Source organism: Lysobacter sp. ESA13C (assembly GCF_019970005.1).
GTDB lineage: Bacteria > Pseudomonadota > Gammaproteobacteria > Xanthomonadales > Xanthomonadaceae > Lysobacter > Lysobacter antibioticus_B.
This window is the reverse complement of sequence record NZ_JAHXYK010000003.1, coordinates 389,384-411,976: the sequence shown is the minus strand read 5'-3', so window position 1 is coordinate 411,976 and position 22,593 is coordinate 389,384. Positions and strand designations below refer to the sequence as shown.

The window sequence follows — 22,593 nt, the reverse complement described above, 5'->3', positions numbered from 1 at the left end:
GCTCTACGGTGAGAAGCGCAGCAACCGCCTGTTGCGCGGTCGCGGCTCGCGCCGCTCCTACCCCGCGACAGTTCGTCGCTTCGATCAATGACGACGGCGATACGTCTCTACCATCCCTTGGTCGCGTCTTGCGCCGCTCCTACCCTTCGCGAAAGCGCGCGGCTTCGATGAATGGCATCGGCGTCGTTGCCCATGCGCATCCCTTGGCCGCGGCTCACGCCGCTCCTACAGAGGCTGTAGCCCCTCGGAGGGGGCGCGAAACGCCCCATCCGGCCCCCTCAAGGGAAAAACCAAGCCCCACCCTTTTGTTTGAGAATGGTTCGCATTAACATGCGAATCCTGTCGCAGTTCTCAGGCCTACCCCGCATGCCCCGTCTCTCGTTCCTCTCCAGCGCACTGCTGGCGACCCTCGCCGCGCCCGTCGCCCACGCCGACGAGGCCAAGGACATCGACCGCGTCACCGTTTCGGCCAGCACCAGCCGCATGCCGAACTCCGAGGCCGCGCTGGCCAATACGATCACCGTGATCGACCAGGAACAGCTGCGCCAGCAGTTGGCCGTGACCCAGGACATCTCGCAGGTCCTGGCCAACCTGATTCCCTCGTTCGCACCGTCGCGACAGAAGCTCACCAACGGCGGCGAAACCCTGCGTGGGCGTAAGCCGCTGTATCTGATCGACGGCGTGCCGCAGTCCACGCCGCTGCGCGAGGGCGGTCGCGACGGCCACACCATCGACCCGGCGATGATCGAACGCATCGAAGTGATCCACGGCGCCAATGCGCTGCAGGGCCTCGGCGCGTCCGGCGGCATCATCAACATCATCACCAAGCGCGCGCCGCGCCAGGACGGCGAAAGCTTCCACGAGCTCAGCCTCGGCGCCAGCACCGCGCTGCCGAGCCAGAGCGACGGCAGCGGCTATCGCGGCTCGTATCTGTTCGGCACCCGCCACGGCGCGTTCGACTTCGTCGGCGGCGTCTCCTTCGCCAGCGAAGGTCTGTATTACGACGGCAATGGCGACGCGATCGCGGTCAACGACATCCAGGGCGACCTGATGGACGCGCGCAGTCATAATCTGTTCGCCAAGGCCGGCTGGGACCTCGACGAGCAGCGCCGCCTGCAGCTCACCGCCAATCGCTACGAGCTCGAAGGCAACAACGACTACATCACCGTGAACGGCGATATCCGCAGCGGCCGCCTCGCCACCTCCGCGCGCGGCAGCCGCGAGGGCCAGGGCGCGCGCAACCGCTCGACCTCGCTGGTGCTCGACTACACCGACAAGTCCGTGGCCGGCGGTTATCTGCAGGCGCAGTTGTACTGGGTCGACTTCAAGGGCCTGTACGGCGCCACCGACTGGGAAGACTTCTGGCGCGACGGCCGCGACCTGCATTGGTGGGACCAGTCGCAGAACGTCTCGGAAAAACTCGGCGGCAAGTTCAGCTGGTCGCGCGACAATCTGTTCGACCAGCGCCTGCGCGTCACCCTCGGCCTCGACTGGGGGCGCGACACGACCTACCAGGAACTGGTCGTCAGCGGCCTGAAATGGGTGCCCGAGACGCAGTACGAATCCTGGTCGCCGTTCGTCCAGGCCGAATGGTGGGTCGCCGACAAAGTGATGCTGACCGGCGGCGTGCGCCACGAGCGCGGCCGGCTCGAGGTCGACGACTTCAACACGATCCCGGCCAACGCCGGCGGCAGCCGTTTCGTCGAAGGCGGCTCGCCCAAGACCAGCAAGACCCTGCCGAACTTCGGCGCGGTCTGGGAAGCCAGCGATGCGCTGAAGTTCTACGCCTCGTACTCGGAGGGCTACACCGTCGCCGACATCGGCCGCGTGCTGCGCGGCATCACCGCGCCGAACCAGCGCGTCGACAACCTGGTCGACCTGTCGCCGGTGGTGTCGGACAACCGTGAGGTCGGCCTGGACTTCGACGACGGCCGGTGGGTCGCGCACGTGGCGGCGTACTGGTCCGACTCCGACCTCGGCTCGCGCCTGGCCTTCGACCGCAACACCCAGAGCTATAACGTCGTGCGCGAGCGCACCGAGATCCGCGGCGTCGAAGCCAACTTCGCCTTCCGCTTCTCCGAAGCCGGCCGCGTCGGCCTGGGCTACGCCGGCGCCGAAGGCCGCTACGACAGCGACGGCGACGATCGCGTCGACAGCGACCTGCCCGGCATCAACATCAGCCCCGACCGCATCATCGCGTTCTGGGATCACAGCTGGAGCGAGAATATCTCCACACGCCTGCAGGGCAGCCGCTCGCTGGACCGCGACTTCGACCTCAAAGGCGTGCGCGTGGCCAGCACCGATGGCTACACCACGCTCGACCTGCAGGCCCGCTTCAAGCTGCCGGCCGGCCAGCTCAACCTCGGCGTGGAGAACCTGCTCGACGAACAGTACGTGACCTACTACTCGCAGAGCACGCCGCGCAACGACACCTACGTCGCCGGCCGCGGCCGCGTGTTGAGCGCGAGCTGGCAATATCGCTTCTGAATCCGTTTCCGGCCCGCCCAGCATGTCGCACCGCCAGGCCCATGTTTCGCTGCGTTCGCGCCTGCGCACGGCGCTGAAGTGGCTGCACCTGTGGCTCGGCCTCAGCGCCGGTCTGCTGTTCGCCGTGGTCGCTTTGTCGGGCACCGTGCTCGCGTTCCAGCGCGAGTTGCTGATATTGGCCTATCCGCAACTCGCCGAGCACGCCTTGCCGAGCGCGGAGCAACGCGGACGGGCGCTCGAACGCATCGTCGGCCACTGGCAGACCCAGGGCATGAGTTCGATCGACCTGCCCACCGCGGCCTTGCCGGTGTGGCAGGCCTATTTCCCCGACAACGAACGCCGCTACTTCGATCCGGCCAGCGGCGAGCTGTTGTTGCTGCGCAATACCGATAACGACCTGCTGCTGTGGCTGCGCGACCTGCATATCCATCTGCTCGCTGGAAAGACCGGCGAGCAAGTGCTCGGCGTGGTCGGCCTGGCCGCGGTGTTCCTGCTCGCCAGCGGCCTGTACCTGTGGTGGCCGCGCTGGAAAGCGTTGGCGGCGAGCCTGAAGTGGTACCGCGGGCCGCCGACCCGGCGCTGGCTCAGCTGGCATCGCGGCATCGGCCTGTGGCTGCTGCCGTTGACCCTGCTGGCAGCGCTGACCGGCGTGTCGATGGTCTACGACGATGTGGTGCGCGACGGCCTGCGTGCGGCCTTCGGCGACGCCAAGCCGCGCAAGCCGCCCAAGCTGGAAGCGCGCGACGCACCGATCGACTGGGCCGCGACCTTGCACGCGGCCGAGGCCGCGGTCGCGGCGGACGGCCCGCTCGCCGGCGCGCGCCTGAGCCGGATCAGCCTGCCCAAGGCCGGCAGCGGCCTGATCGCGATCCGCAGTCGCGCCGTCGACGAATGGCATCCGGTCGGACGCAGCATGGTCTGGCTGGATCCCTATCAGGGCCGATTGATCGGCACCCTCGATGCGACCCGGCAAGGACTCGGCACGCGCAGCTACGAATCGATCTATCCATTGCACGGCGGTTTCGTCGGCGGACGCACCTGGCAATGGTTGATCGCGCTGACCGGCCTGGCGCCGCCGTTCCTGCTCGTCACCGGCTTTTTGTTCTGGCGCCGGCGCCGCAATCGCTGAACGCTCGCCACGCCGACCCAACCACCTGCTCGACAAGCGCTACGTGCCCTCGTGCGCCAGCCTGCTGTACTGCTACTACGGCGAGGAGCGAAACGTGACGGCGAGCGTGCGTTACGACTTCTGAGGCGGCCCGCGCCCGGCTCCGCCGACCGGCGGTCGCGGCCTGCGGCCGGATCGGGTTCACAACCGCGTTCTATCGACGTGTAACCGGATGTCACACGTCCGCCGCAGGCGGCTAACCGAGGGAACGAAAATGGCAGGCAGGTTCTTGATCAGCAAGCGCAGCAACGGCGAATTCCAGTTCGTCCTCAAGGCCGGCAACGGCGAGCCCATCCTCAGCAGCGAGGGCTACAAGGCCAAGCCCTCGTGCATCAACGGCATCGAGGCGGTGCGCACCAACAGCCAGAACGACGCCCGTTACGAGCGCAAAACCTCGTCCAACGACCGTCCCTATTTCGTGCTCAAGGCGGGCAACGGCGAGATCGTCGGCACCAGCGAGCTGTACTCCAGCAACGGCGCGCTCGAAAAAGGCGTCGCCTCGGTCAGGCTGAACGCCCCGACCGCGGCCGTGGACGACCCCACCGCCTGAACGAGCTCCGCCTCGGCAGACCGGCCCCTCGCGGCCGGCTGCGAGCGGCCGGCCACGGACGGCCCGAGCAGGCCCGCGCGCAGGGTGGCTTACAATGCCGCCCATGCGCATCGGCCCTTACTCCCTCATGCCGCGCGTGATCCTCGCGCCCATGGCCGGGGTCACCGACAAGCCCTTCCGGGTGCTGAGCAAGCGCCTGGGCGCGGGCCTGTGCGTGTCCGAGATGACCACCAGCGACCCGCGCTTCTGGACTACGGCCAAGTCGCGCCACCGCATGGACCACGACGGCGAGCCCGACCCGATCAGCGTGCAGATCGCCGGCACGGTGCCGCAGATCATGGCCGACGCGGCCCGCTACAACGTCGACCACGGCGCCCAGATCGTCGACATCAACATGGGCTGCCCGGCCAAGAAGGTCTGCAACGCCTGGGCCGGCTCGGCGCTGATGCGCGACGAGGCCCTGGTCGGGCGCATCGTCGAGGCCGTGGTCAAGGCGGTCGACGTGCCGGTCACCCTGAAGATCCGCACCGGCTGGGACCACGACCAGCGCAACGCCCCCAACATCGCCCGCATCGCCGAGGACGCCGGCATCGCCGCACTCGCCGTGCACGGCCGCACCCGCGACCAGCAGTACACCGGCAACGCCGAGTACGACACCATCGCCGCGATCAAGGCGGCGCTGTCGATCCCGGTGATCGCCAACGGCGACATCGATTCGCCGCACAAGGCCGCCTTCGTCCTCGCCCACACCGGCTGCGACGCGGTCATGGTCGGGCGCGCCGCGCAGGGGCGGCCGTGGATCTTTCGCGAGATCGCCCACTACCTGGCGCACGGCGAAGAACTGGCGCCGCCGACCCTGGCCGAAGTGCGCGACATCCTGCTCGGCCATCTCGAACACCTGCATGCGTTCTACGGTGAAGTCTCGGGCGTGCGCATCGCCCGCAAGCACCTGGGCTGGTACGCCAAGGACCGCCCCGAGAACACCGCTTTCCGCGCCGTGGTCAATCGCGCCGACACCGCCGAACTGCAGTTGCGCTTGACCCGCGATTACTTCGACGCGCTGGTCGCGGGCGTCGCGCCGGACCTGCCGGTCGCGGCCTGAGCCGCCAGGCGCGCTGCGGCGCGAGCGGCTTCGAGATCGTTTAGAGCGACGCCGATGCATGGAGCGCGGCGCCTGCTCCGCGACTCAGCGCATGCCGCCGTTGTGGCTTTGCGCCGGGATCGCCGCGGCGCGCATCGAGGTCGGCGCGGGCGCCTGGGCGTCGGCGACGATCTCCGGCTCCCGCCAGATCCGCGCCCACATCGCCGGCAGCTTGCGCGCCGCATCCCAGGGCCATTGCAGTTGCTGCGGCGGAATCTCGCGCCAGGACTCGGCGGCGCGTTCGGCCACCGCGAAACGGAAGCTGTAGTCGGGCTCGGCGCCCATGCGCAGGTCGGTCACGATCAAACGGCCATCGCGCTGTTCGGCTTTCATGAAGCCGTGGTTGAACCACTTCAGGCGGTGCACGGCCGGATAACCGCTGACCTGGCTATAGGCTTGCACGTCGGAAGCATAGGCGCGGAACTGCATCGGCCCGCGATCGGCGACCAGCGAACGCTCGCCTTCGACGAAGCCGTCGGGCGTCATCGCCACCACCCGCCACAGCAGGGTGTTGAACGGCATCGGCACCGAGAAGCGCGGCGCGTCCTCCAGCCCGAGCTTGGCCAATGCGGCCTCGGCCTCCTGTTCGACCCGCGACTTGGCCCACAGCGAGCCGCCCAGATACAACGAGCTCAATGCGAGGCCGACCACCAGCGCCGGTTGCGCGAGCTTGCGTTCGCGCGCGAACCAGGCCACCACGCAGGCGAGCAGCAACCACACCGTGTACAGCGGGTCGATGATGAAGACGCTCGACCACATCACCGGCTTGACCGGCAGCGGCCACAGCAGCTGCGTGCCGTAAACGGTGAACGCATCGAGCACCGGATGGGTCAGCAAGGCCGCCTGCATCGCCCAGAACCAGCGCTTGGGCGATTGCGCGACGCGGCCGCCGCGTTCGCGGCACCAGGCCCAGATCGCCCAGGCGATGAAGGGCAACACCAGCAGCGAGTGGCTGAGGCTGCGGTGCCAGGTCATGCGTTCGACCGGGTCGGCGGTGAACAGGTTGACCGGGATGACGTCGAGGTCGGGCAAGGTGCCCAGTGCGGCGCCCGCGAGCAAGGCCGCGCGGCGATGCCCGGCAGGCGCGATGGCGGCGCTCAGCGCCGCGCCGAGCACGATTTGAGTCAAGGAATCCATGCGCGAATGCTAACCGCAGGGCCGGCGGCGGCGAGTTTGTTTTTCGTTGTGATGGCGCCCTGCACGGCCCACGGCCTTGCCTGGAAGCGCTTGCGGCGCTGCTCGATAATCAGCCTGCCGAGAACCGATCGCCTCGCCGCCCCCCAGAAACTCCGCCAGGAATCGCCCTATGCCCAACCGCCCCCTGCCCCAGCCCATCGGTATCGTCGCCTGCTCGGCCGAGGGCGCGGCGCTGTGCTACCGGACGATCTGCGCCGAGGGCGCGCGCCTGCTCGGTCCGCATGCGCATCCGGAAATTTCCCTGCATAGCCACTCCCTGGCCGACTACGTGAGCTGCCTGGATCGAAGCGACCTCGACGGCGTCGGCGAGCTGATGCTGTCGTCGGCGCGCAAGCTGGCCGCGGCCGGCGCTCGGTTCCTGATCTGCCCCGACAACACCATTCACCAGGCCATGGCCTACGTCGAAGCGCGCTCGCCGCTGCCGTGGCTGCATATCGCGCAGGTGGTGGCGCAGCGCGCGGCCGAACGCGGCTTCCGCCGCATCGGCATCACCGGCACGCGCTGGCTGGTCGAGAGCGAGGTCTATCCGGACAAACTCGGAGCGCTGGGCCTGGACTATATGCGCCCGAGCGCGGAAGAACGCGCGCAGATCGGCCGCATCATCATGGACGAGCTGGTCTATGGCAGCTTCAAGCCCGAGTCGGTGGCGTATTTCCAACAGGTCATCGAACGGTTCAAGCACGCCGGCTGCGACGCGGTCGTGCTCGGCTGCACCGAGATCCCCTTGATCATCAGCGACGAGAACTCGCCGCTGCCGACCCTGGATTCGACGCGCTTGCTGGCGCGGGCGGCGTTGAAGCGGGCGGTCGCGGGCGATTGAGGGGCGCGGGGGTGGGCGCGGCGTTGGGCGGCCCTCAGCCCGGCCCTCTCCCGCAAGCGGGAGAGCGAGCAAAGCGAGATCGAGCTTCCCTGGGCTAGCTCAGGCCGCGTGCGGCAATGCGCCCGGCAGCAGACGTGGCGCGCGCGCCGGCAACAACGCCAGGGTCTCGCCGGTGTGGGCCAGCAGGCGCAGGGAGCCATCGGGGTCTTCGGCCAGGGCGGTCAGGCTTTCGACCCAGTCGCCGTCGTTGGCATAGACGCAGCCGTCGCGTTCGAACAAGGCGGCGCGGTGGATATGGCCGCAGACGATGCCGTCGAGACCGCGCCGGCTGGCGTCGCCGAGGCCGGCCTGGACGAAGCGCGAGATGTAGCGCTCGGCCGCGCCGCTCTGGCGCTTGAGGAAATCCGCCAACGACCAGTAGCGCAAACCGAAGCGACGACGCACGCGGTTGGTCAGGCGATTGCTGGTCAGGATGCGCTCGTACAACCAGTCGCCGAATTTCTCCTGCATGCCGCCGAACTGGGTCACCGTGTCGTAATCGTCGCCGTGGGTCACCAGCAGGCGGCGGCCGTCGGCGGTCAGGTGGATCGCACGCCGCCGCACCTGCATGCGCGGCAGCACCAGGCCGCAGAAGCGGCGGATCGAGCGGTCGTGGTTGCCCGGCACATAGATCAGTTCGGTACCGGCGCGCACCAGCGCGTGCAGCGCCTCGACCACTCGATACTGGGCCGAACCCCAGGCGGCGCGGCGCTGCGCCATCCACCACAGGTCGACGATGTCGCCGACCAAGTACAAGCGATCGCAACGCAGGCTCTGCAGAAAGTCGGCGAATTCCTCGGCGTGGCAGTGCTTGGCGCCCAGGTGCACGTCGGAGACGAACACGGCACGTCGGCGTACCGGCAATTGCGTGATCGATGCAGGACTCATGACACGGCCTCGCTGGCGACGGGTTCGGTGCCGGACTCGGCCGCGCGCGGCGCGCCGCCGAGATAGCGCTCGCGCTTCTTCGGGCGCAGGCGTTGCAGGTCCACTTCGATCAGGCCGTCGACCGCGTCGCTGAAGGCCGGGTCGACGCCGAAGGCGAGGAAACGCGCCCCGCCGGGTTCGCACAGGTCGGTGTATTGCTTGTAGAGCATCGGCAGGCTGGCTCCGAGCGCGTCCAGATTACCCTTGAGCACGCGGAAAGCGGTGGCCGCATCGAGCGCGTCGAACTGCGGCGGCGCCGCCCGGTAGACGAAGGGCTGCTTCGACACCGCGGCCGATTCCTCGCTGCCGTAATAACGCGCGTAGTAAGCGACGATCTGCTCGCGCGCATCGGCCGGCAGGGCCGCGCTGATCGAGACCGGCCCGAACAGATAGCGCACGCCCGGATGCCGGCACAGATAGGCGCCGATGCCCTGCCACAGGTAATCGATGCTGCGGCTGCCCCAGTACTCGGGCACGACGAAGCTGCGGCCGAGCTCCATGCCCTGCGCCAGGCGCGGCACGGCGTCGTCGGCATAGCGGAACAAGGACGCGGTGTAGAGCCCGGCCAGGCCGCGCTCGGCCAGCACCCGACTGCCGCGCGCGATGCGGTAGGCACCGGCGATCTTGGCCTCGACCGCGTCCCACAGCACGATGTGTTCGTACCAGCTGTCGAAGACGTCGACGTCGAGACGCTGGCCGGTGCCTTCGCCGACCGCGCGGAAGGTCAGCTCGCGCAGGCGGCCGATCTCCCGCAGCAAAGGCGCGCCGGCCGGCAGCACGCCGACCCGGATCTGTTTGCCGTCGAGGGTCTGGCCCAGCGATTCCATCGCCTCGACCCCGGCCCGCACCAGCGCCGGGTCGACCGCGTCGATCAACGTCTCCGGCCCGATCGGCGCGGCGCGCTCGCGCGGCGTGCCGATCGCATGCAGTTCGCGCCGCACTTCGCGCAGCAAGCGCTCGGCGTCGCCGTCGACCGGCAGTTGCAGCGGCCGGCCGATCCGCAGCGCGACCCGGCGCGCGCGCCGGGCGAACATCTCGCGCGCCAGCAGGGCGGTGCCGGCCGGCTTGAACAAGGCCGAGGCGCCGTAGAACAGCGCCGAGTTGCGCGCCTCGATCCGCACCGGCAACACCGGCGCGGCGGTCTTGCGGGCGAAGCGCAGGAACCCGCGCCGCCAGCGGCCGTCGGTGACCCCGCGCAGCCCGAGCCGGGCGACTTCCCCGGCCGGAAATACGATCACGCATTGTTCCGCCTGCAGCGCGGCCTCGATCGCGTGCAGGCTGTCGGGACTCGGCCGGCCGCCCAGAATGCGTACCGGCAAGATCAGACCTTCGAGGCCGTCGAGCGCCGACAGCAAATCGTTGGCGACGATGCGGACGTCGCGGCGCACGCGGGCGACCGCATCGAGCAGGGCCAGGGCGTCGACCGCCCCGGACGGATGGTTGGCGACGATCAGCAGGCGTCCGGTCGCGGGAATCCGCTGCAGCTCGGCGGCCTCGACCAGATAACGCGCCTGCAGGAAATCCAGGGCGGCGGTGACGAAGGCGAAGCCGCGCAGGTGGCCGTTCTCGGCCAGGAAGCCATCGACCCGGTCGAATTTCGACCAGCGCCCGATGGTGCGGAGCAAAGGACGGGCGATCCCGGCCCGGCGACCCCGGAACCATTGCGGGAAGCGCTCTTGCAGTCGGCGTTCGAATTGCAGCATCGGCGTCGCATCGGCGGCGGTATGCCGGGCAGCCTGAGCCGGAGCAGCGACAGGATCATGGCGGTTTCGGGTCAGTCCCGTGACAGGGCCGGCGGCGGTCCCGGACGGGCTTTTTCCCCGAAGATTCCGGACATAGGCCGCAGTTAAAGACCGCTTAACCCCCGGCAACCCCAAGACACGGCACAATGCGCGCTCGCGGCCGACGCTGTATTATGTGCGGCCATCTTTCTATCCGAATACGAGGATATAGCCTCGATGTCCAGCTACCTGTTCACCTCCGAATCCGTCTCCGAAGGCCACCCGGACAAGATCGCCGACCAGATCTCCGACGCCGTCCTCGACGCCATCCTGGCCCAGGACAAGCGCGCGCGCGTGGCCTGCGAGACGATGGTGAAGACGGGCGCGGCGATCGTCGCCGGCGAAGTCACCACCAATGCGTGGGTCGACATCGAAGCCATCGCACGCAAGGTCATCAACGACATCGGCTACGACAATTCCAACGTCGGCTTCGACGGCCACACCTGCGCGATCATCAACATGCTCGGCAAGCAGTCGCCCGACATCGCCGCCGGCGTCGACCGCAAGAAGCCGGAAGAACAGGGCGCGGGCGACCAGGGCCTGATGTTCGGCTACGCCTGCAACGAAGCCCCGGAATTCATGCCGGCGCCGATCTACTACTCGCACCGTCTGGTCGAGCAGCAGGCCAAGATCCGCAAGGCCAAGAACTCCAAGCTGCCCTGGCTGCGTCCGGACGCGAAGTCGCAGGTCACCCTGCGCTACGACTCCGAACACAAGGTGGTCGGACTCGACGCCGTGGTCCTGTCGACCCAGCACGATCCGGGCATCAAGCAGAAGGACCTGGTCGAAGGCGTGTACGAGCACGTCCTCAAGCCGGTGCTGCCGAAGGCGTGGCTCGAGAAGCTGCCCAAGAGCAAGGTCCACATCAACCCGACCGGCATCTTCGTGATCGGCGGCCCGGTCGGCGACTGCGGCCTGACCGGCCGCAAGATCATCGTCGACAGCTACGGCGGCATGGCCCGTCACGGCGGCGGCGCGTTCTCGGGCAAGGATCCGTCGAAGGTCGACCGTTCGGCCGCTTACGCCGCGCGTTACGTCGCCAAGAACATCGTTGCCGCCGGCCTGGCCGACAAGTGCGAAGTGCAGGTCTCCTACGCCATCGGCGTGGCCGAACCGACTTCGATCTCGGTCACCACCTTCGGCACCGGCAAGATCAGCGACGACAAGATCGAGAAGCTGATCCGCAAGCACTTCGACCTGCGCCCGTACGGCATCGTCAAGATGCTCGACCTGATCCACCCGGTCTACCAGCCGACCGCCGCTTACGGCCACTTCGGCCGCAAGCCGAAGGAAGTCAGCTACGTCGACGGCGCCGGCAAGAAGCAGACCGCGACCGCGTTCTCGTGGGAAAAGACCGACAAGGCCGACGACCTGCGCAAGGATGCCGGGCTGAAGAAGTAAGCCGGCAGCGATATCGCATCAAGAGAAAGGGCCGCGAAAGCGGCCCTTTTTCGTGGTCGGTGCGCCCCGTGCGGGCTCAAAGGTGCTGAGGCGAAGCGCCTCCGACCGCCTGCGACGGGTTCGGGTTCGATGGGGTCGCCGACAGCATCCGCGCGGCATGCAGGCTCGTTGCCTCTGCGCTTAGCTTCGACATCGGCATATCGCAGACGTCTTCGAGATTCACCGCCGCGAAGGTACGCGATTCGCTCGTGCCGCGTTCGGTCGCGCTCAACATCGTGTCCTCCTTGCCCGGCGGGACGAAGGTCTCGATCTTGTCGATGTCGCCGTAGATGCCCCGCTTCATGCAGGCCACGGTCAAGGCCGCTGCCGCCTGTTGAGCGCTGAACAAGTCGGCGACGTTCTCGCCTTTTTTCAGATCGAACGCATCGCCGGGCATCTTGCCGAGGATCTCCGAGTACAGGCCATGCATCGGGTGCTTTTTATCGTTCACCATCACCGCCTCTGCCGGTTTGCTCGCCCCCACAACCAGAGCGGGCGCCGACGCGCTGGGCGTTTCCCTCGCCTGCGCCAGCGCCGCCGGATAGCCAGGCTTGCCAAGCATCGACAGGGTGACCGCTTCGGCGCTCGGATCGGCCGACAGCCCGTAGTCCCGCGAGGTCTTGTAGTCGTGGCTGTAGTACTCGGCGGTGTCGTGCTTCTTCAAGGTCGAGGTGACGACATCGGCGTTGGCGGAAATCCGGCACCCGTTGTCCTGGCGGGTTTCGACGACCGCGCCCTTGCTCTCGAGCCAGGTCTTGAGCTTTGCAGGCAACCATCCATCCTGGCCGCCGGCGTCTTCGCCCTGGGCGCACACCAGCACGGCCTTCTTCCCTCGCAGGTCGCCCAAGCCCGAACTTTCCAGGGCCGCTTCCAGCTTGGGATGGTAATCCCCCCAGGCTTTCTCGCTGTCGCAACCCGAGTAGACATGCGACAACGCGACCTTGCCGTTCCCCGCCAGGCCCACCGCCACGCAACCGGACAAGCCGTCGGTGACCAGGTCCGTGGTGCCGGCATCGGCGACCATCCATTCATTCAAACCGACTTTGACGCGATCGTTCATAACGTTCTCCGGTTTGGGTTCGAACGATCACGGCGACGATTCGCCGAATCGAACTGAATGACCGAACGCAAAATGGCGGCAAACACGGCCGGGACACGTCGTCGCGGCGCCGCCTCACATGCCCTTGGTCTGGCCGCCCTGTTGGGTTTGCGCCTGGATACCCTGCGTTTCGCTGTGCAGAGCGCTCAGCGCGAAGTCTTTGAAGGCGCGTTCGCTCGCGCCGGCGATGGTCGTCTCGTCCACTTCGAAGGCGTGCACGCACAGATCATGCCGTGCGGATTCTTGCTGGCCCGGGAGCACGAACACCTGATTGACGTCCTTCGTGCCCGGGGCCACCCCCTTGATCTCGCGGATGCCGGCATCGAGGCATTGCGCGGTCAATTCCGCGGCGATCTGTTGCTCCCAGATATCCTTGCCTTTGAACATGCCGCCGTCCAAGGCCTTTACCTCTTTGAGAATCGACGCATACAACGGGCATCCCGGATGCGATGGCTCGCTCAACGCCGGAATCTTCGCGATCCCGAGCGACGCCTGCGGATCTTGCAATGCCGGCGTGGCCGCCCCGGCCTCCTTCGACAAGGCAAACCGCGCGACCGCTGCGTCCGAATCGCGCGTGGTCAGATAGCCGTACATGTACTCGTCGCTCGAATCCTCGCTCTTGATCGTGACCGCCGGCTTCGGCGTCGAGTCCGACACCCGGCAACCGTCGTCCTCGCGGCGTTCCGATTCGATGCCATGACGCTGCAACCATTTTTCGATACGCCCGCACAGCGCCTCGCTGGTGTGATCCGAATACACCAGCACCGCGCGGACCTCGTCCGGCTCGCCCAGGTTCGAGGCCTGCAGGGCCGCGTCGAGTTTCTCCTGGTAGCCCGGCCAAAAGGCCTGGTCCTTGGCTTCGTCGTAGACGTGCGTCAGGGCGATGCGGTCCTTGCCGGTCAATCCCACCGCGACGCAACCGAGCAAACCGTCGGTGATCAGGTCGGTCTGCTTCGGATCGGCCGCCAGCCATTCGTCCAGGCCTACTTTGACTCGCATGCCGCTCTCCCCATCGAATGACTCCTGTAACTCCTGAATTCCGACCGCCGATCGCGCACGCCGCCATCGTCCCGCAGCTCGCGCGCGGGCCGGCGGCATTGCCTTGCAACGCAGGTCACGGCCAGGTGCGCGCAGTCTCGTTTCCTAGAACGCAAAAGGGCCGCGACAGCGGCCCTTTCGTATTCCCCCTCGTCCGGGCGCGACGCCACTCGGCGCCACCCGGCCGCTTGCATCAGTTGGGGTTGTGCTTCTCCACATCCATGCTGATGCGATCGAAATCGCCCCTGGACATGTGGCCGTCCGCCGCATAGGAGATTTCCAGCAGGCTGTTGGCGAAACCGTACTTGTCCTGGTTGGACGTGCGCGACAGGCCGACGGCGAAAGCGAAGGTGCTGCGCGAATGGCCGTCGCCGTCGTCGGTCAGGGAGGCGATCGAGTTACCCGGCGCGTAGGTGTCGCCGGCCTTTTCGGCTTGCGCGTTCAAGGCGCGCATCTCGCCTTCGGTGAAGGTCAATTTGACCTTCTCGCCCGGGATCGCCGGGCCGCTCTCGCTGGCTCCGCCGCTGAGCACCCAATTGATCTGCTGCGCCGAATGGTTGCCCAGGCCGCTGGTGTCGACGGTGTATTCGTAGGTGCGTTCGGATCGCACTTCGTTGCCTTCGGCGTCGAAACGTTGGGTCACCTTCAGCGGCACGTTGTTGCCGTACTTGAATTCGCTGGTTAGGGCGATGGAGCCGTCGGGATACGTCGTCTGGGTGTAGGTCCCGGTCGTGGCCGCGCGCAATGCGATGTCGCCTTCCACCTCCGCTTCGCCGGCGCTCAGCTTGAGCTTGAGCCGGCCTTGCGAGGACACGTCCAGGCGATGCACCGTCGCCACATCGGACACCCCGGGCGCCCCATGCTCGGCTTCGCCGGTGGCGAAGAAGTTCCCATAGGCGGATCGGCCTGCGGCACTGTCCAGATCGAACGTCGCGGTGCGCATCATCGAATCGCCCACGTTGATCTGCTGCCCGACGGTCAGCGAACCCTCGACGCCTCCGGCCCCCTTGAAGCGAACGCCACCGCCGTTGTAGGCCTCGATCGAAGCGCTCGGGCCCTTCATGATCTGCACCTGGTTCGAACCGGTACGGGTGATCGAATAACTCACTCCGCTGGCGTCCTTGATCTCCGACTCGCCGCCGACATGGCGAAACGAACCGGCGATTTCGGTCTGGGTGTAGTACTGACCGTCCATGATCACGGTCGCCCCGAGCGGAATCGTGCTGGGGTCGAAGGGATCGATCTTGGCCACTTCCTTCGGGTCGTGGCCTCCGCCCGGCAGGATCACCTTGTAGCGGGCGCGGAACCCCGCGCCGACCGACACCTCGGCTTCCAGTTGTCCGCTGCGGACCTCGGCATGGGTTTTGTTGACGTTGGCGCCGGTCACGGTGAACTCGGTCTTGCCCTCCTTCACGACCCAACCGATTTCCAGCGACGATTCGGCGCTGATCTTGAATCCGACCTGGCTGGAGCCCTCCACGGCGGCCTCGTTCGTTACCGTGACCTTGGTGGCGTTGTCGCCCGGGTTGTAACCGATCTTCACCGAACCCATGCCGGCGGTGAATTCGCTGTTGGTCGTGCCATGGCTGGCTTCGTAAGGGCTCTCCATAGGCTCGGCCGTCACGCTCATAGGCGCAGCCGGGATCCGCAACGTGTCGCCGTAGAAGATCGGGTCTGCGCGGCCGCTCTGCTGCGCTTCATCGAGGCGCCATTTGTCCTGGAACAGCTCAGGATTGGCCGCTCGCAGCGCTTGCGGGGTAACGCCGTACTGGTCCGCTATCGCAGGAAGGGTCTCGCCGTGCGCGACCTGATGCGTGGTCGGCTCGGTCTGCGGCGTAACCGAGGGGACGTAGCCGAGCTGGGATGCGGACAGGTGCATGGGCGCCTCGAAAACCGGATGGAGGAATACGGCGAAGCGCGCGATGCGCGGCTCCGGCGTGGCGCCAGAGTGCAACGGCAGGGTTCGCGATCCTTGTCCTGGGATCGCGCATCGGCACTGATCCCGATATCGGAACAGCATCGTGCTCATTCGAGGCTAGTGCCGTCGTTCTCCGGCGCTGCTCGGGCGTAATCGGCCTCGATCGTTCAAAAGGAATTGGCTCTTGCCTGCGTGCGGCAGCGCCAAGCGGACCCAGCGCTTGCGACGCAATGCCCGATCGCCCCGTGCAAACAGAAACGGAGCGCAATGCGCCCCGTTCCGTCCCGCTCGTTGCCGTCGCGGCCTTGCCGATACGGCAAGGCCTACTTCGAAGCCGCCGGCTTGTCCGGCGCGGACTTCGCGCCAGCGGTCTTGGGCCTCGCCGCTTCGGGCTTGGCGTTCTTCACATACCGATCGAGCCAGCGGTTGGTCTCGGCCAGCATGTGCAGGATCGATTCGCGCGCGCGGTAGCCGTGGCTTTCGTTCGGCAGCATCACCAGGCGCGCCTTGCCGCCGAGGCCCTTGATCGCGGCGAACAGGCGCTCGCTCTGGATCGGGAAGGTGCCAGAGTTGTTGTCCTGCTCGCCGTGGATCAACAGCAGCGGGTCCTTGATCTTGTCGGCGTAGTTGAACGGCGACATGGCCTGGTAAGTCGATTCGGCCTGCCAGTAGTTGCGCTCCTCGGCCTGGAAGCCGAACGGGGTCAGGGTGCGGTTGTAGGCACCGCTGCGGGCGATGCCGGCCTTGAACAAGCGCGTGTGGGCGAGCAGGTTCGCGGTCATGAAGGCACCGTAGGAATGGCCGCTGACCGCGATGCGCTCGCGGTCGGCAACGCCGCGGCGCACCACTTCGTCGACCGCGGCTTGCGCACTCGAGGTCAACTGCTCGATGTAGGTGTCGTTGGGCTCGCGCTCGCCTTCGCCGACGATCGGCATCGACGGGTTGTCGAGCACGGCATAACCCATCGCCAGGTACGGCAGCGGGCCCCAGAAACTGACCGCGTTGAAGCGATAAGGCGAACCAGTGACCTGGCTGGCCGCAGCGGCCGATTTGAACTCGGCCGGATAGGCGTACATCAACAGCGGCAGCGGGCCGTCGCGCTTGGCGTCGAAACCCGGCGGCAGGTACAGGTCGGCGGTCAGCTCGACGCCGTCGCTGCGCTTATAGCGGATCTGCTCTTTCTTGATGTCCTTGAGCTGCGGCGTCGGATGCGCGAAACGGGTCAGCGCCACCGGCGCGGCGTCGCTCGCGCTGAGATCGCGCAGGTACAGATTGCCCGGCTCGGTCGGCGCCTCGCGCAGGGTCAGCAGGCGCTTACCCTGATCGTCGAGCACGACCTGCGGCGCTTCGTAGTACGGCGCCTGCGAATGGAATAGCCGCGTCCGCTGTTTGTCGGCCAGGTCGTAGCGGTCGAGAAACGGCCGGTCGCCTTCCGGCGAAGCGCCCTGGCCGATATAGAACAGGCTGGCGCCGTCGGCCGTGGTCAGAAGGCGGCGCTGGCCGTTCGCGTCGCGCATGCTGACCGGCTCGCCGGGGTCGTTGTAACGGTCTTCACTGAGCCCCTCGAACACCAGCTCCGGCGCGCGATCGCCGTGGTCCGGCGCGATCCGCCATTGCCGGGTCTGCCGGGTCTTCCACCAGAACTCGTCGACCAGCGCCAGATCGCCGCGCCCCCAATGCGCACCGGCGTAACGCGCGCCCAGACGCATCAGCGTCTGCGGCGGACGCTCGAACGGCGCGGCCTGCATCATCACCGCATCGCGGATATCGGTCTTGCGCGCCGGGTCGCCACCATCCTGGGCCTCGGCCCAGACCAGGGTCGCCGGCGCATCACTGCGCCAGGCGATCTCGCGCACGCCGGTCGGCACCGCGTCGTTGCCGGTCGGCAAGCCGTCGACCAGGGGCAAGCGCGCGATTTCGTGCTCGAACTTGCCGTCCGGCGCCAACACTTCGATGCGGTGGCCGAACATCGACACCGGCACCTGATAGGAGAACGGCCGCTCGACCCGCGTCGCCAGAACGTGGCGGCCGTCGGGCGACGGCGTCGCCGCCAGGTACAACTGCGGCGCACCGGCGCGGACCACGGCACCGGCCAGGTCGACGGTGGCGAGCTGCGAGCGCAGGTAGTACTCGAACACGCGCGCATCGCTCTCGTTGCGCAACAAGTCCTGATAGGTGCGGATCTGCCGCACCGTCGCGCTGATTTCGGTTTCCTGCACCGCCGGCCCGGTCGGCGTGGCGTTCATCGGCGGCGCTTCGCCCTGCCCTTCGGGCTGCAACTGCACCAACAGGCGGCGGCTGTCGGGCATCCAGGCATAGCCGCGCCCGGACACGGTATTGAGGCCGGACACCAGCTTGTGCGCGCGGCGCTGCTCGACTTCGACCAACCACAGCTCGTTGGCGCCGCTGGCGCTGTCGACGCGGTTGAAGGCGATCCAGCGCTGGTCGGGCGACCATTCCAGGGTCGCCAACGACAGCGGCGCCGGCAGACCTTCCACATTCAGACTTTTACCGCTGGCGATATCGAGCAGGCTCAGGCCCGTGCCGAAGGCGAAGCGGCTCTGCGCCCGCGTGCGCGGATGAATGCGCAGGCCGGCGAGTTTGAGTTCGGGTTGCGCGACCACTTCGATGCCGGGCAACGACGGGGTCTGCACCAGGGCGACCCGATCGCGCTTCGGGCTGGTGAACATCTGCGGCGGCCGCGGCGCATCTACGATGGCCTGCAAGGCCTTCGGCGGCAGCTGATAACCGCTGACGGGCGCGGTCTGCGCGGTCGCCGCCAGCGGCAGCAGGAGCAGCAACACACCTGGCCAACTCAGGGCCCGGGATAGCGGCTTCAGGGAGGACCGGCCGTCGTGGCCGGTGCGTCGCGCGAGTGGGTTCATGCTCGATCCGATCGGTAAGTGAAGAAAACTTCGAAGCGCCGCTGCCCGGCCGGCGCTTGTGCCGGCCGGTGCGGATGCGCTTGCGCCTGGGGCGCCCCGGCCGAGCTTAGCCCGCCGCCGTGCCCGCCGGCCTATCCCATTGGGTCTGTTCCGGGCCTGCCTGGGCCAGACCGGCAACCCGGCCGAAAAGCAGGCCGGAACCGGGCCGCCTCGGTTCCGCGATGAACGTCATATTCAGGCGCATCCGCCTCGGCGCCGTGCGACGGTCATGGGCGCCGCGATATACTGCGCGCTCAGCCCGCCGAGGGGCGCTGCGACCGTCATCCGCGGATCTTTCCGCAAAGCCCGTACCCGCTACGGACTTCCAGAATGACGGCCAGGCTCGGCGAGGCGTAGTCCCAACGGCGCCCGGTTTGAGCGATCGCTTTCGAGCGATGACTCGCCGGACCCGGCATCCGCCGGCTCCCTAAAGAACTGGAGCGACACACCATGAACGCAGTACCCAAGACCTTCTCGACCGAAGGCGACTACAAGGTTGCCGACATCTCCCTGGCCGATTGGGGCCGCAAGGAAATCGACATCGCCGAGCACGAAATGCCGGGCCTGATGTCGATCCGCAAGAAGTACGCCGCCGCGCAATCGCTGAAGGGCGTGCGCGTGACCGGCTCGCTGCACATGACCATCCAGACCGCGGTGCTGATCGAGACCCTGCGCGACCTCGGCGCCGACGTGCGCTGGGCTTCGTGCAACATCTTCTCGACCCAGGACCACGCCGCCGCCGCGATCGCCGCCAGCGGCACCCCGGTGTTCGCCTGGAAGGGCGAGTCGCTGGAAGAGTATTGGGACTGCACCCTCGAAGCCCTGACCTTCCCGGGCGACGGCGCGGTCAAGTTCCGCGGCCCGGAGCTGGTCGTCGACGACGGCGGCGACGTCACCCTGCTGATCCACAAGGGCTACGAGCTCGAAAACGGCGACGGCTGGGTCAACACCCCGTCGGGCAACCACGAAGAACAGGTCATCAAGAACCTGCTCAAGCGCGTGCACGCCGAGCGCCCGGGCTTCTGGCACGAAGTGGTCAAGCATTGGAAGGGCGTCTCCGAAGAAACCACCACCGGCGTGCACCGCCTGTACCAGCTCGCCGAAGCCGGCTCGCTGCTGGTCCCGGCGATCAACGTCAACGACTCGGTCACCAAGTCGAAGTTCGACAACCTCTACGGCTGCCGCGAATCGCTGGCCGACGGCCTCAAGCGCGCGATGGACGTGATGCTGGCCGGCAAGGTCGCGGTGGTCTGCGGTTACGGCGACGTCGGCAAGGGCTCGGCTCACTCGTTGCGCGCTTACGGCGCCCGCGTCGTGGTCACCGAGATCGACCCGATCAACGCCCTGCAGGCGGCGATGGAAGGCTTCGAGGTCAACACCGTCGAGAGCACCCTCGGCCGCGGCGACATCTACGTCACCACGACCGGCAACAAGGACGTGCTGACCCTGGCCCACATGCAGCAGATGAAGGATCAGGCCATCGTCTGCAACATCGGCCACTTCGACAACGAGATCCAGGTCGATGCGCTGGCCGCGTCGGGCGCCAAGCGCCTGAACATCAAGCCGCAGGTCGACAAGTACACCTTCGCCGGTGGCAACTCGATCTTCCTGCTGGCCGAAGGCCGCCTGGTCAACCTTGGCTGCGCCACCGGCCACCCGAGCTTCGTCATGTCCAACTCGTTCGCCAACCAGACCCTGGCGCAGATCGAGCTGTGGGCGAACAAGGAAACCTACGAAGCGAAGGTCTACATCCTGCCGAAGAAGCTCGACGAAGAAGTCGCGCGTCTGCACCTGGAAAAGATCGGCGTGAAGCTGACCACCCTGACCGACGAGCAGGCCAAGTACCTGGGCGTCTCGGTCGACGGCCCGTACAAGCCGGATCACTACCGCTATTGATCGACCCCGCCGCGAGGCGGATCGATGCGACACGGGAAACGGGCGCTTCGGCGCCCGTTTTCTTTTTGTGCGGAGCTGCTTCAGGGCCGTGCGATCGAATGGGTTACGTCGTCTTGTGTCCAGCCAGGCTGCGCCGAAGTGGCGCCGCCGACCGCGGCGTCGCGGTCGCGGCTTGCGCCGCTCCTACCCTTGGATGCGCGGCTTTTGGGTAGGAGCGGCGCAAGCCGCGACCACGCTGCGGCACGAGCGATGCATCGACCCGACGACCGCGTGGAATATGCCGCATGAGGCTGCCGGATCCATCGAAGCTGAACCGGCAAATCGCTGACTCACCTAGGGTCCTACCGAGGCTGGCAGGCGCAATCGCGGCCGTTAGGCTGGCGGTGAAATCCTGCAGGAGCGCGCCATGATCCGCCCCATCGACGGCCCGTCGTTTCCGAGCTACACCCCGCCCGCCAACGATCCGGCGCCGGTCGAGGTCGGCACCCCGGCTTACTACGAACAGCGCCTCGCCGACTTCCAGGCGCGCAACCCGGGCGTGGAGCCGCCGGACTATTACCTGGGCTACGGCGACAAGTACATGGAACGGTTCGCCTCACTGGACCGCACCGACCTGTCGCCGGAAGGGCTGGAATGGCGCGACAAGACCACCCTCGCCCTGCAGACGGCGATCGAGGATTACCGCATCCGCGACCCGCAAGGCTTCGCCGATCTGGAACGCGACCCGGATGCCTTCCGCCGCTTCGCTTTCGCCAGCCACCCCGACGCCTATGTCGATTCGGGCCTGTACGGCCTGTCCGTCCAGGACCTGACGGTGATCGCGCTGACCCCGGACATCGGCGACGTGCTCAACCAGGAAGGCATCGACCAGACCAAGATCACCATCGGCAAACTGGAACCCGAGGACGTGCCGGAAATCCTCGGCGACACCGGCGTGCAATACCTGCGCGATGCAGGTCCCTTCGCCTTTACCCCACTGGGGCCGTCGCTCGCCGTCGGCAAACAGGGCGAACGCCTGTTCGACCGCCTCACCGAACAATCCTGGTTCCCGAACATCACCGACCTGCCGCCAGTAGGCCTGCCAGACCTGAATCTCGATCTGTTGCCGGACGTGAGCCTGCCGGACATCGATCTGCCCGATATCGATCTGCCCGACGATATCCCTGGTATTCCAGGGATCTGAACGTTCCACGGATGAGCAGGAATAGCTCCGCGGGCCGCAGCATCGTCGCCTCGGTTCGCGCCGCTCCTGCCCCAAAGCTACACATCCAAGGGTAGGAGCGGCGCAAGCCGCGACACGCCGCTGCACTGCGGAGGCATCGATCAAGCAAGCCCGCGTCACATTGCGGCTTTCACCCGAACGATAGGCAAGCGCGGCAACCGGCAAACGCCGGTGCCTATAGCCGCCTCAACGACCAAAACGGAATATCCCGCCGCAGGCGATAGCCGTTGCGTTCGTACAGCCCGACCGCGCGCGGGTTTTCGTGGCTGACGTGCAGAAAAGGAATACGCCCGCGGGCGTGGTTGTCGTTGGACAGGAACCGCAGCAGGCGCCGCGCATGGCCGTGACCGTTGAAGTCCGGGTGGGTGCAGACCGCGCTGATCTCGGTGTAGGCGTCCGTGCCCATGCGTTCGCCGATCATCGCCGCAAGGCGGCCGTCGCGGTAGATGCCGAAGTAGCGGCCCAGCGCCATCGTGTGCGGGCGGAAATAATGCGGATACACCAGGGCGGTCAGCGCAAGCACGTCGCCGCGCTGGCGTTCGCCGAGTTCGACGATGTCGGGTGCATCGTCCGTCGCCGGGTCTTCGGCGATAGGCGCCTCGCAGATCATCTGGGCCAGGTCGGCGAGGTGTTTGAGCTCCCAGCCGGCCGGGATCGCCGGCGCGCGGTCGAGCAGCAACACGTTGTCCTGCGCCGGCACCAGTTCGGCCAGTGCGGCCCCGGCGTCGGCGCCCTCCTCGGCTACCCCCATGAACGGGGCGATCTGCGCCGGGTAGCGCGCCAACGGCCCGGCGCTCAGCGCCAGCGAGGCGTGACGGCTGCGCAGGGACGACCAGATCGGGTTATCGAGGACGTGGGGCTGGCTGTCGCTCATCGGATCGCACTCATCGGCTCGCACTCGTCGGCAGGGCCCGCTCGTCGCGGTAACGGCCCCAGTTTAGGCAAG

The 22,593-nt window shown here is 67.2% G+C and carries 16 protein-coding genes and 1 riboswitch; of the genes, 8 read left to right on the top strand and 8 right to left on the bottom strand.

What is annotated here, in order from left to right:
* The first annotated feature begins 366 nt into the window (after positions 1-366).
* From LC490_RS07900 to dusB, 4 genes are all read left to right on the top strand, one after another.
* Positions 367-2,487 (top strand): TonB-dependent receptor, encoded by a 2,121-nt coding sequence (locus LC490_RS07900; protein ID WP_223619815.1) that lies wholly within the window; start codon positions 367-369, stop codon positions 2,485-2,487.
* Positions 2,488-2,509: 22 nt separating this feature from the next.
* Entirely contained in the window at positions 2,510-3,616 is a 1,107-nt protein-coding gene (locus tag LC490_RS07895; protein ID WP_223619814.1) for a PepSY-associated TM helix domain-containing protein, read from the top strand.
* A gap of 253 nt (positions 3,617-3,869) precedes the next feature.
* Positions 3,870-4,205, top strand: coding sequence for a YegP family protein (locus LC490_RS07890; protein ID WP_031371423.1), 336 nt, complete (start codon positions 3,870-3,872; stop codon positions 4,203-4,205).
* A 103-nt stretch (positions 4,206-4,308) separates the two neighbouring features.
* Positions 4,309-5,307, top strand: coding sequence for a tRNA dihydrouridine synthase DusB (gene dusB / locus LC490_RS07885; protein ID WP_223619813.1), 999 nt, complete (start codon positions 4,309-4,311; stop codon positions 5,305-5,307).
* 84 nt (positions 5,308-5,391) lie between these two features.
* On the opposite strand, the gene LC490_RS07880 is transcribed toward dusB, so the two are convergent.
* On the bottom strand, positions 5,392-6,483 hold the full coding sequence (locus LC490_RS07880) for a metal-dependent hydrolase (protein WP_223619812.1): 1,092 nt from the start codon (positions 6,481-6,483) through the stop codon (positions 5,392-5,394).
* 169 nt (positions 6,484-6,652) lie between these two features.
* Here LC490_RS07880 and LC490_RS07875 point away from each other — a divergent pair, with 169 nt between their 5' ends.
* Entirely contained in the window at positions 6,653-7,363 is a 711-nt protein-coding gene (locus LC490_RS07875; protein WP_223619811.1) for an amino acid racemase, read from the top strand.
* Positions 7,364-7,462: 99 nt separating this feature from the next.
* On the opposite strand, the gene LC490_RS07870 is transcribed toward LC490_RS07875, so the two are convergent.
* Positions 7,463-8,290, bottom strand: coding sequence for a UDP-2,3-diacylglucosamine diphosphatase (locus tag LC490_RS07870; protein ID WP_031371419.1), 828 nt, complete (start codon positions 8,288-8,290; stop codon positions 7,463-7,465).
* Complete coding sequence (locus tag LC490_RS07865) at positions 8,287-10,032, bottom strand: GNAT family N-acyltransferase (protein ID WP_051884699.1); 1,746 nt, start codon at positions 10,030-10,032, stop codon at positions 8,287-8,289. Before LC490_RS07865 ends, LC490_RS07870 begins: the two co-directional genes overlap by 4 nt.
* A 255-nt stretch (positions 10,033-10,287) precedes the next feature.
* Here LC490_RS07865 and metK point away from each other — a divergent pair, with 255 nt between their 5' ends.
* Positions 10,288-11,511, top strand: coding sequence for a methionine adenosyltransferase (gene metK / locus LC490_RS07860; protein WP_031371417.1), 1,224 nt, complete (start codon positions 10,288-10,290; stop codon positions 11,509-11,511).
* 76 nt (positions 11,512-11,587) lie between these two features.
* On the opposite strand, the gene LC490_RS07855 is transcribed toward metK, so the two are convergent.
* The 4 genes from LC490_RS07855 to LC490_RS07840 form a co-directional block, all read right to left on the bottom strand.
* Positions 11,588-12,574 carry a hypothetical protein gene (locus tag LC490_RS07855; protein ID WP_223619810.1) on the bottom strand — a complete coding sequence of 329 codons (987 nt, stop codon included), beginning with the start codon at positions 12,572-12,574 and terminating at the stop codon, positions 11,588-11,590.
* Between the two features lie 150 nt (positions 12,575-12,724).
* Complete coding sequence (locus tag LC490_RS07850) at positions 12,725-13,747, bottom strand: XVIPCD domain-containing protein (protein WP_223619809.1); 1,023 nt, start codon at positions 13,745-13,747, stop codon at positions 12,725-12,727.
* 133 nt (positions 13,748-13,880) lie between these two features.
* On the bottom strand, positions 13,881-15,566 hold the full coding sequence (locus tag LC490_RS07845; protein ID WP_223619808.1) for a LysM domain-containing protein: 1,686 nt from the start codon (positions 15,564-15,566) through the stop codon (positions 13,881-13,883).
* A 362-nt stretch (positions 15,567-15,928) separates the two neighbouring features.
* A complete protein-coding gene (locus LC490_RS07840; protein ID WP_223619968.1) occupies positions 15,929-18,295 on the bottom strand; it encodes a prolyl oligopeptidase family serine peptidase in 2,367 nt (788 codons plus the stop codon).
* A 492-nt stretch (positions 18,296-18,787) separates the two neighbouring features.
* Positions 18,788-18,907: riboswitch (S-adenosyl-L-homocysteine riboswitch) on the top strand.
* 72 nt (positions 18,908-18,979) lie between these two features.
* Between LC490_RS07840 and ahcY the strand changes: the two genes are divergently transcribed.
* Together ahcY and LC490_RS07830 are read left to right on the top strand one after the other, a co-directional pair.
* Positions 18,980-20,425: an adenosylhomocysteinase gene (gene ahcY / locus LC490_RS07835; RefSeq protein WP_031371412.1), complete on the top strand. Its 1,446-nt coding sequence runs from the start codon at positions 18,980-18,982 to the stop codon at positions 20,423-20,425.
* A gap of 406 nt (positions 20,426-20,831) precedes the next feature.
* Positions 20,832-21,608, top strand: a complete 777-nt coding sequence (locus LC490_RS07830) for a hypothetical protein (protein WP_031371411.1) — start codon at positions 20,832-20,834, stop codon at positions 21,606-21,608.
* 214 nt (positions 21,609-21,822) lie between these two features.
* Here the strand turns inward: LC490_RS07830 and LC490_RS07825 are convergent, their stop codons facing one another.
* Positions 21,823-22,521: a GNAT family N-acetyltransferase gene (locus tag LC490_RS07825; protein ID WP_223619807.1), complete on the bottom strand. Its 699-nt coding sequence runs from the start codon at positions 22,519-22,521 to the stop codon at positions 21,823-21,825.
* Positions 22,522-22,593: the final 72 nt, after the last annotated feature.

Coding starts and splice junctions, on each gene's coding strand:
- LC490_RS07900 (WP_223619815.1), top strand. CDS start 367: ATGCCCCGTCTCTCGTTCCTCTCCAGCGCACTGCTGGCGACCCTCGCC.
- LC490_RS07895 (WP_223619814.1), top strand. CDS start 2,510: ATGTCGCACCGCCAGGCCCATGTTTCGCTGCGTTCGCGCCTGCGCACG.
- LC490_RS07890 (WP_031371423.1), top strand. CDS start 3,870: ATGGCAGGCAGGTTCTTGATCAGCAAGCGCAGCAACGGCGAATTCCAG.
- dusB (WP_223619813.1), top strand. CDS start 4,309: ATGCGCATCGGCCCTTACTCCCTCATGCCGCGCGTGATCCTCGCGCCC.
- LC490_RS07880 (WP_223619812.1), bottom strand. CDS start 6,483: ATGGATTCCTTGACTCAAATCGTGCTCGGCGCGGCGCTGAGCGCCGCC.
- LC490_RS07875 (WP_223619811.1), top strand. CDS start 6,653: ATGCCCAACCGCCCCCTGCCCCAGCCCATCGGTATCGTCGCCTGCTCG.
- LC490_RS07870 (WP_031371419.1), bottom strand. CDS start 8,290: ATGAGTCCTGCATCGATCACGCAATTGCCGGTACGCCGACGTGCCGTG.
- LC490_RS07865 (WP_051884699.1), bottom strand. CDS start 10,032: ATGCTGCAATTCGAACGCCGACTGCAAGAGCGCTTCCCGCAATGGTTC.
- metK (WP_031371417.1), top strand. CDS start 10,288: ATGTCCAGCTACCTGTTCACCTCCGAATCCGTCTCCGAAGGCCACCCG.
- LC490_RS07855 (WP_223619810.1), bottom strand. CDS start 12,574: ATGGTCGCCGATGCCGGCACCACGGACCTGGTCACCGACGGCTTGTCC.
- LC490_RS07850 (WP_223619809.1), bottom strand. CDS start 13,747: ATGCCGCCGGCCCGCGCGCGAGCTGCGGGACGATGGCGGCGTGCGCGA.
- LC490_RS07845 (WP_223619808.1), bottom strand. CDS start 15,566: ATGCACCTGTCCGCATCCCAGCTCGGCTACGTCCCCTCGGTTACGCCG.
- LC490_RS07840 (WP_223619968.1), bottom strand. CDS start 18,295: ATGTTCACCAGCCCGAAGCGCGATCGGGTCGCCCTGGTGCAGACCCCG.
- ahcY (WP_031371412.1), top strand. CDS start 18,980: ATGAACGCAGTACCCAAGACCTTCTCGACCGAAGGCGACTACAAGGTT.
- LC490_RS07830 (WP_031371411.1), top strand. CDS start 20,832: ATGATCCGCCCCATCGACGGCCCGTCGTTTCCGAGCTACACCCCGCCC.
- LC490_RS07825 (WP_223619807.1), bottom strand. CDS start 22,521: ATGAGCGACAGCCAGCCCCACGTCCTCGATAACCCGATCTGGTCGTCC.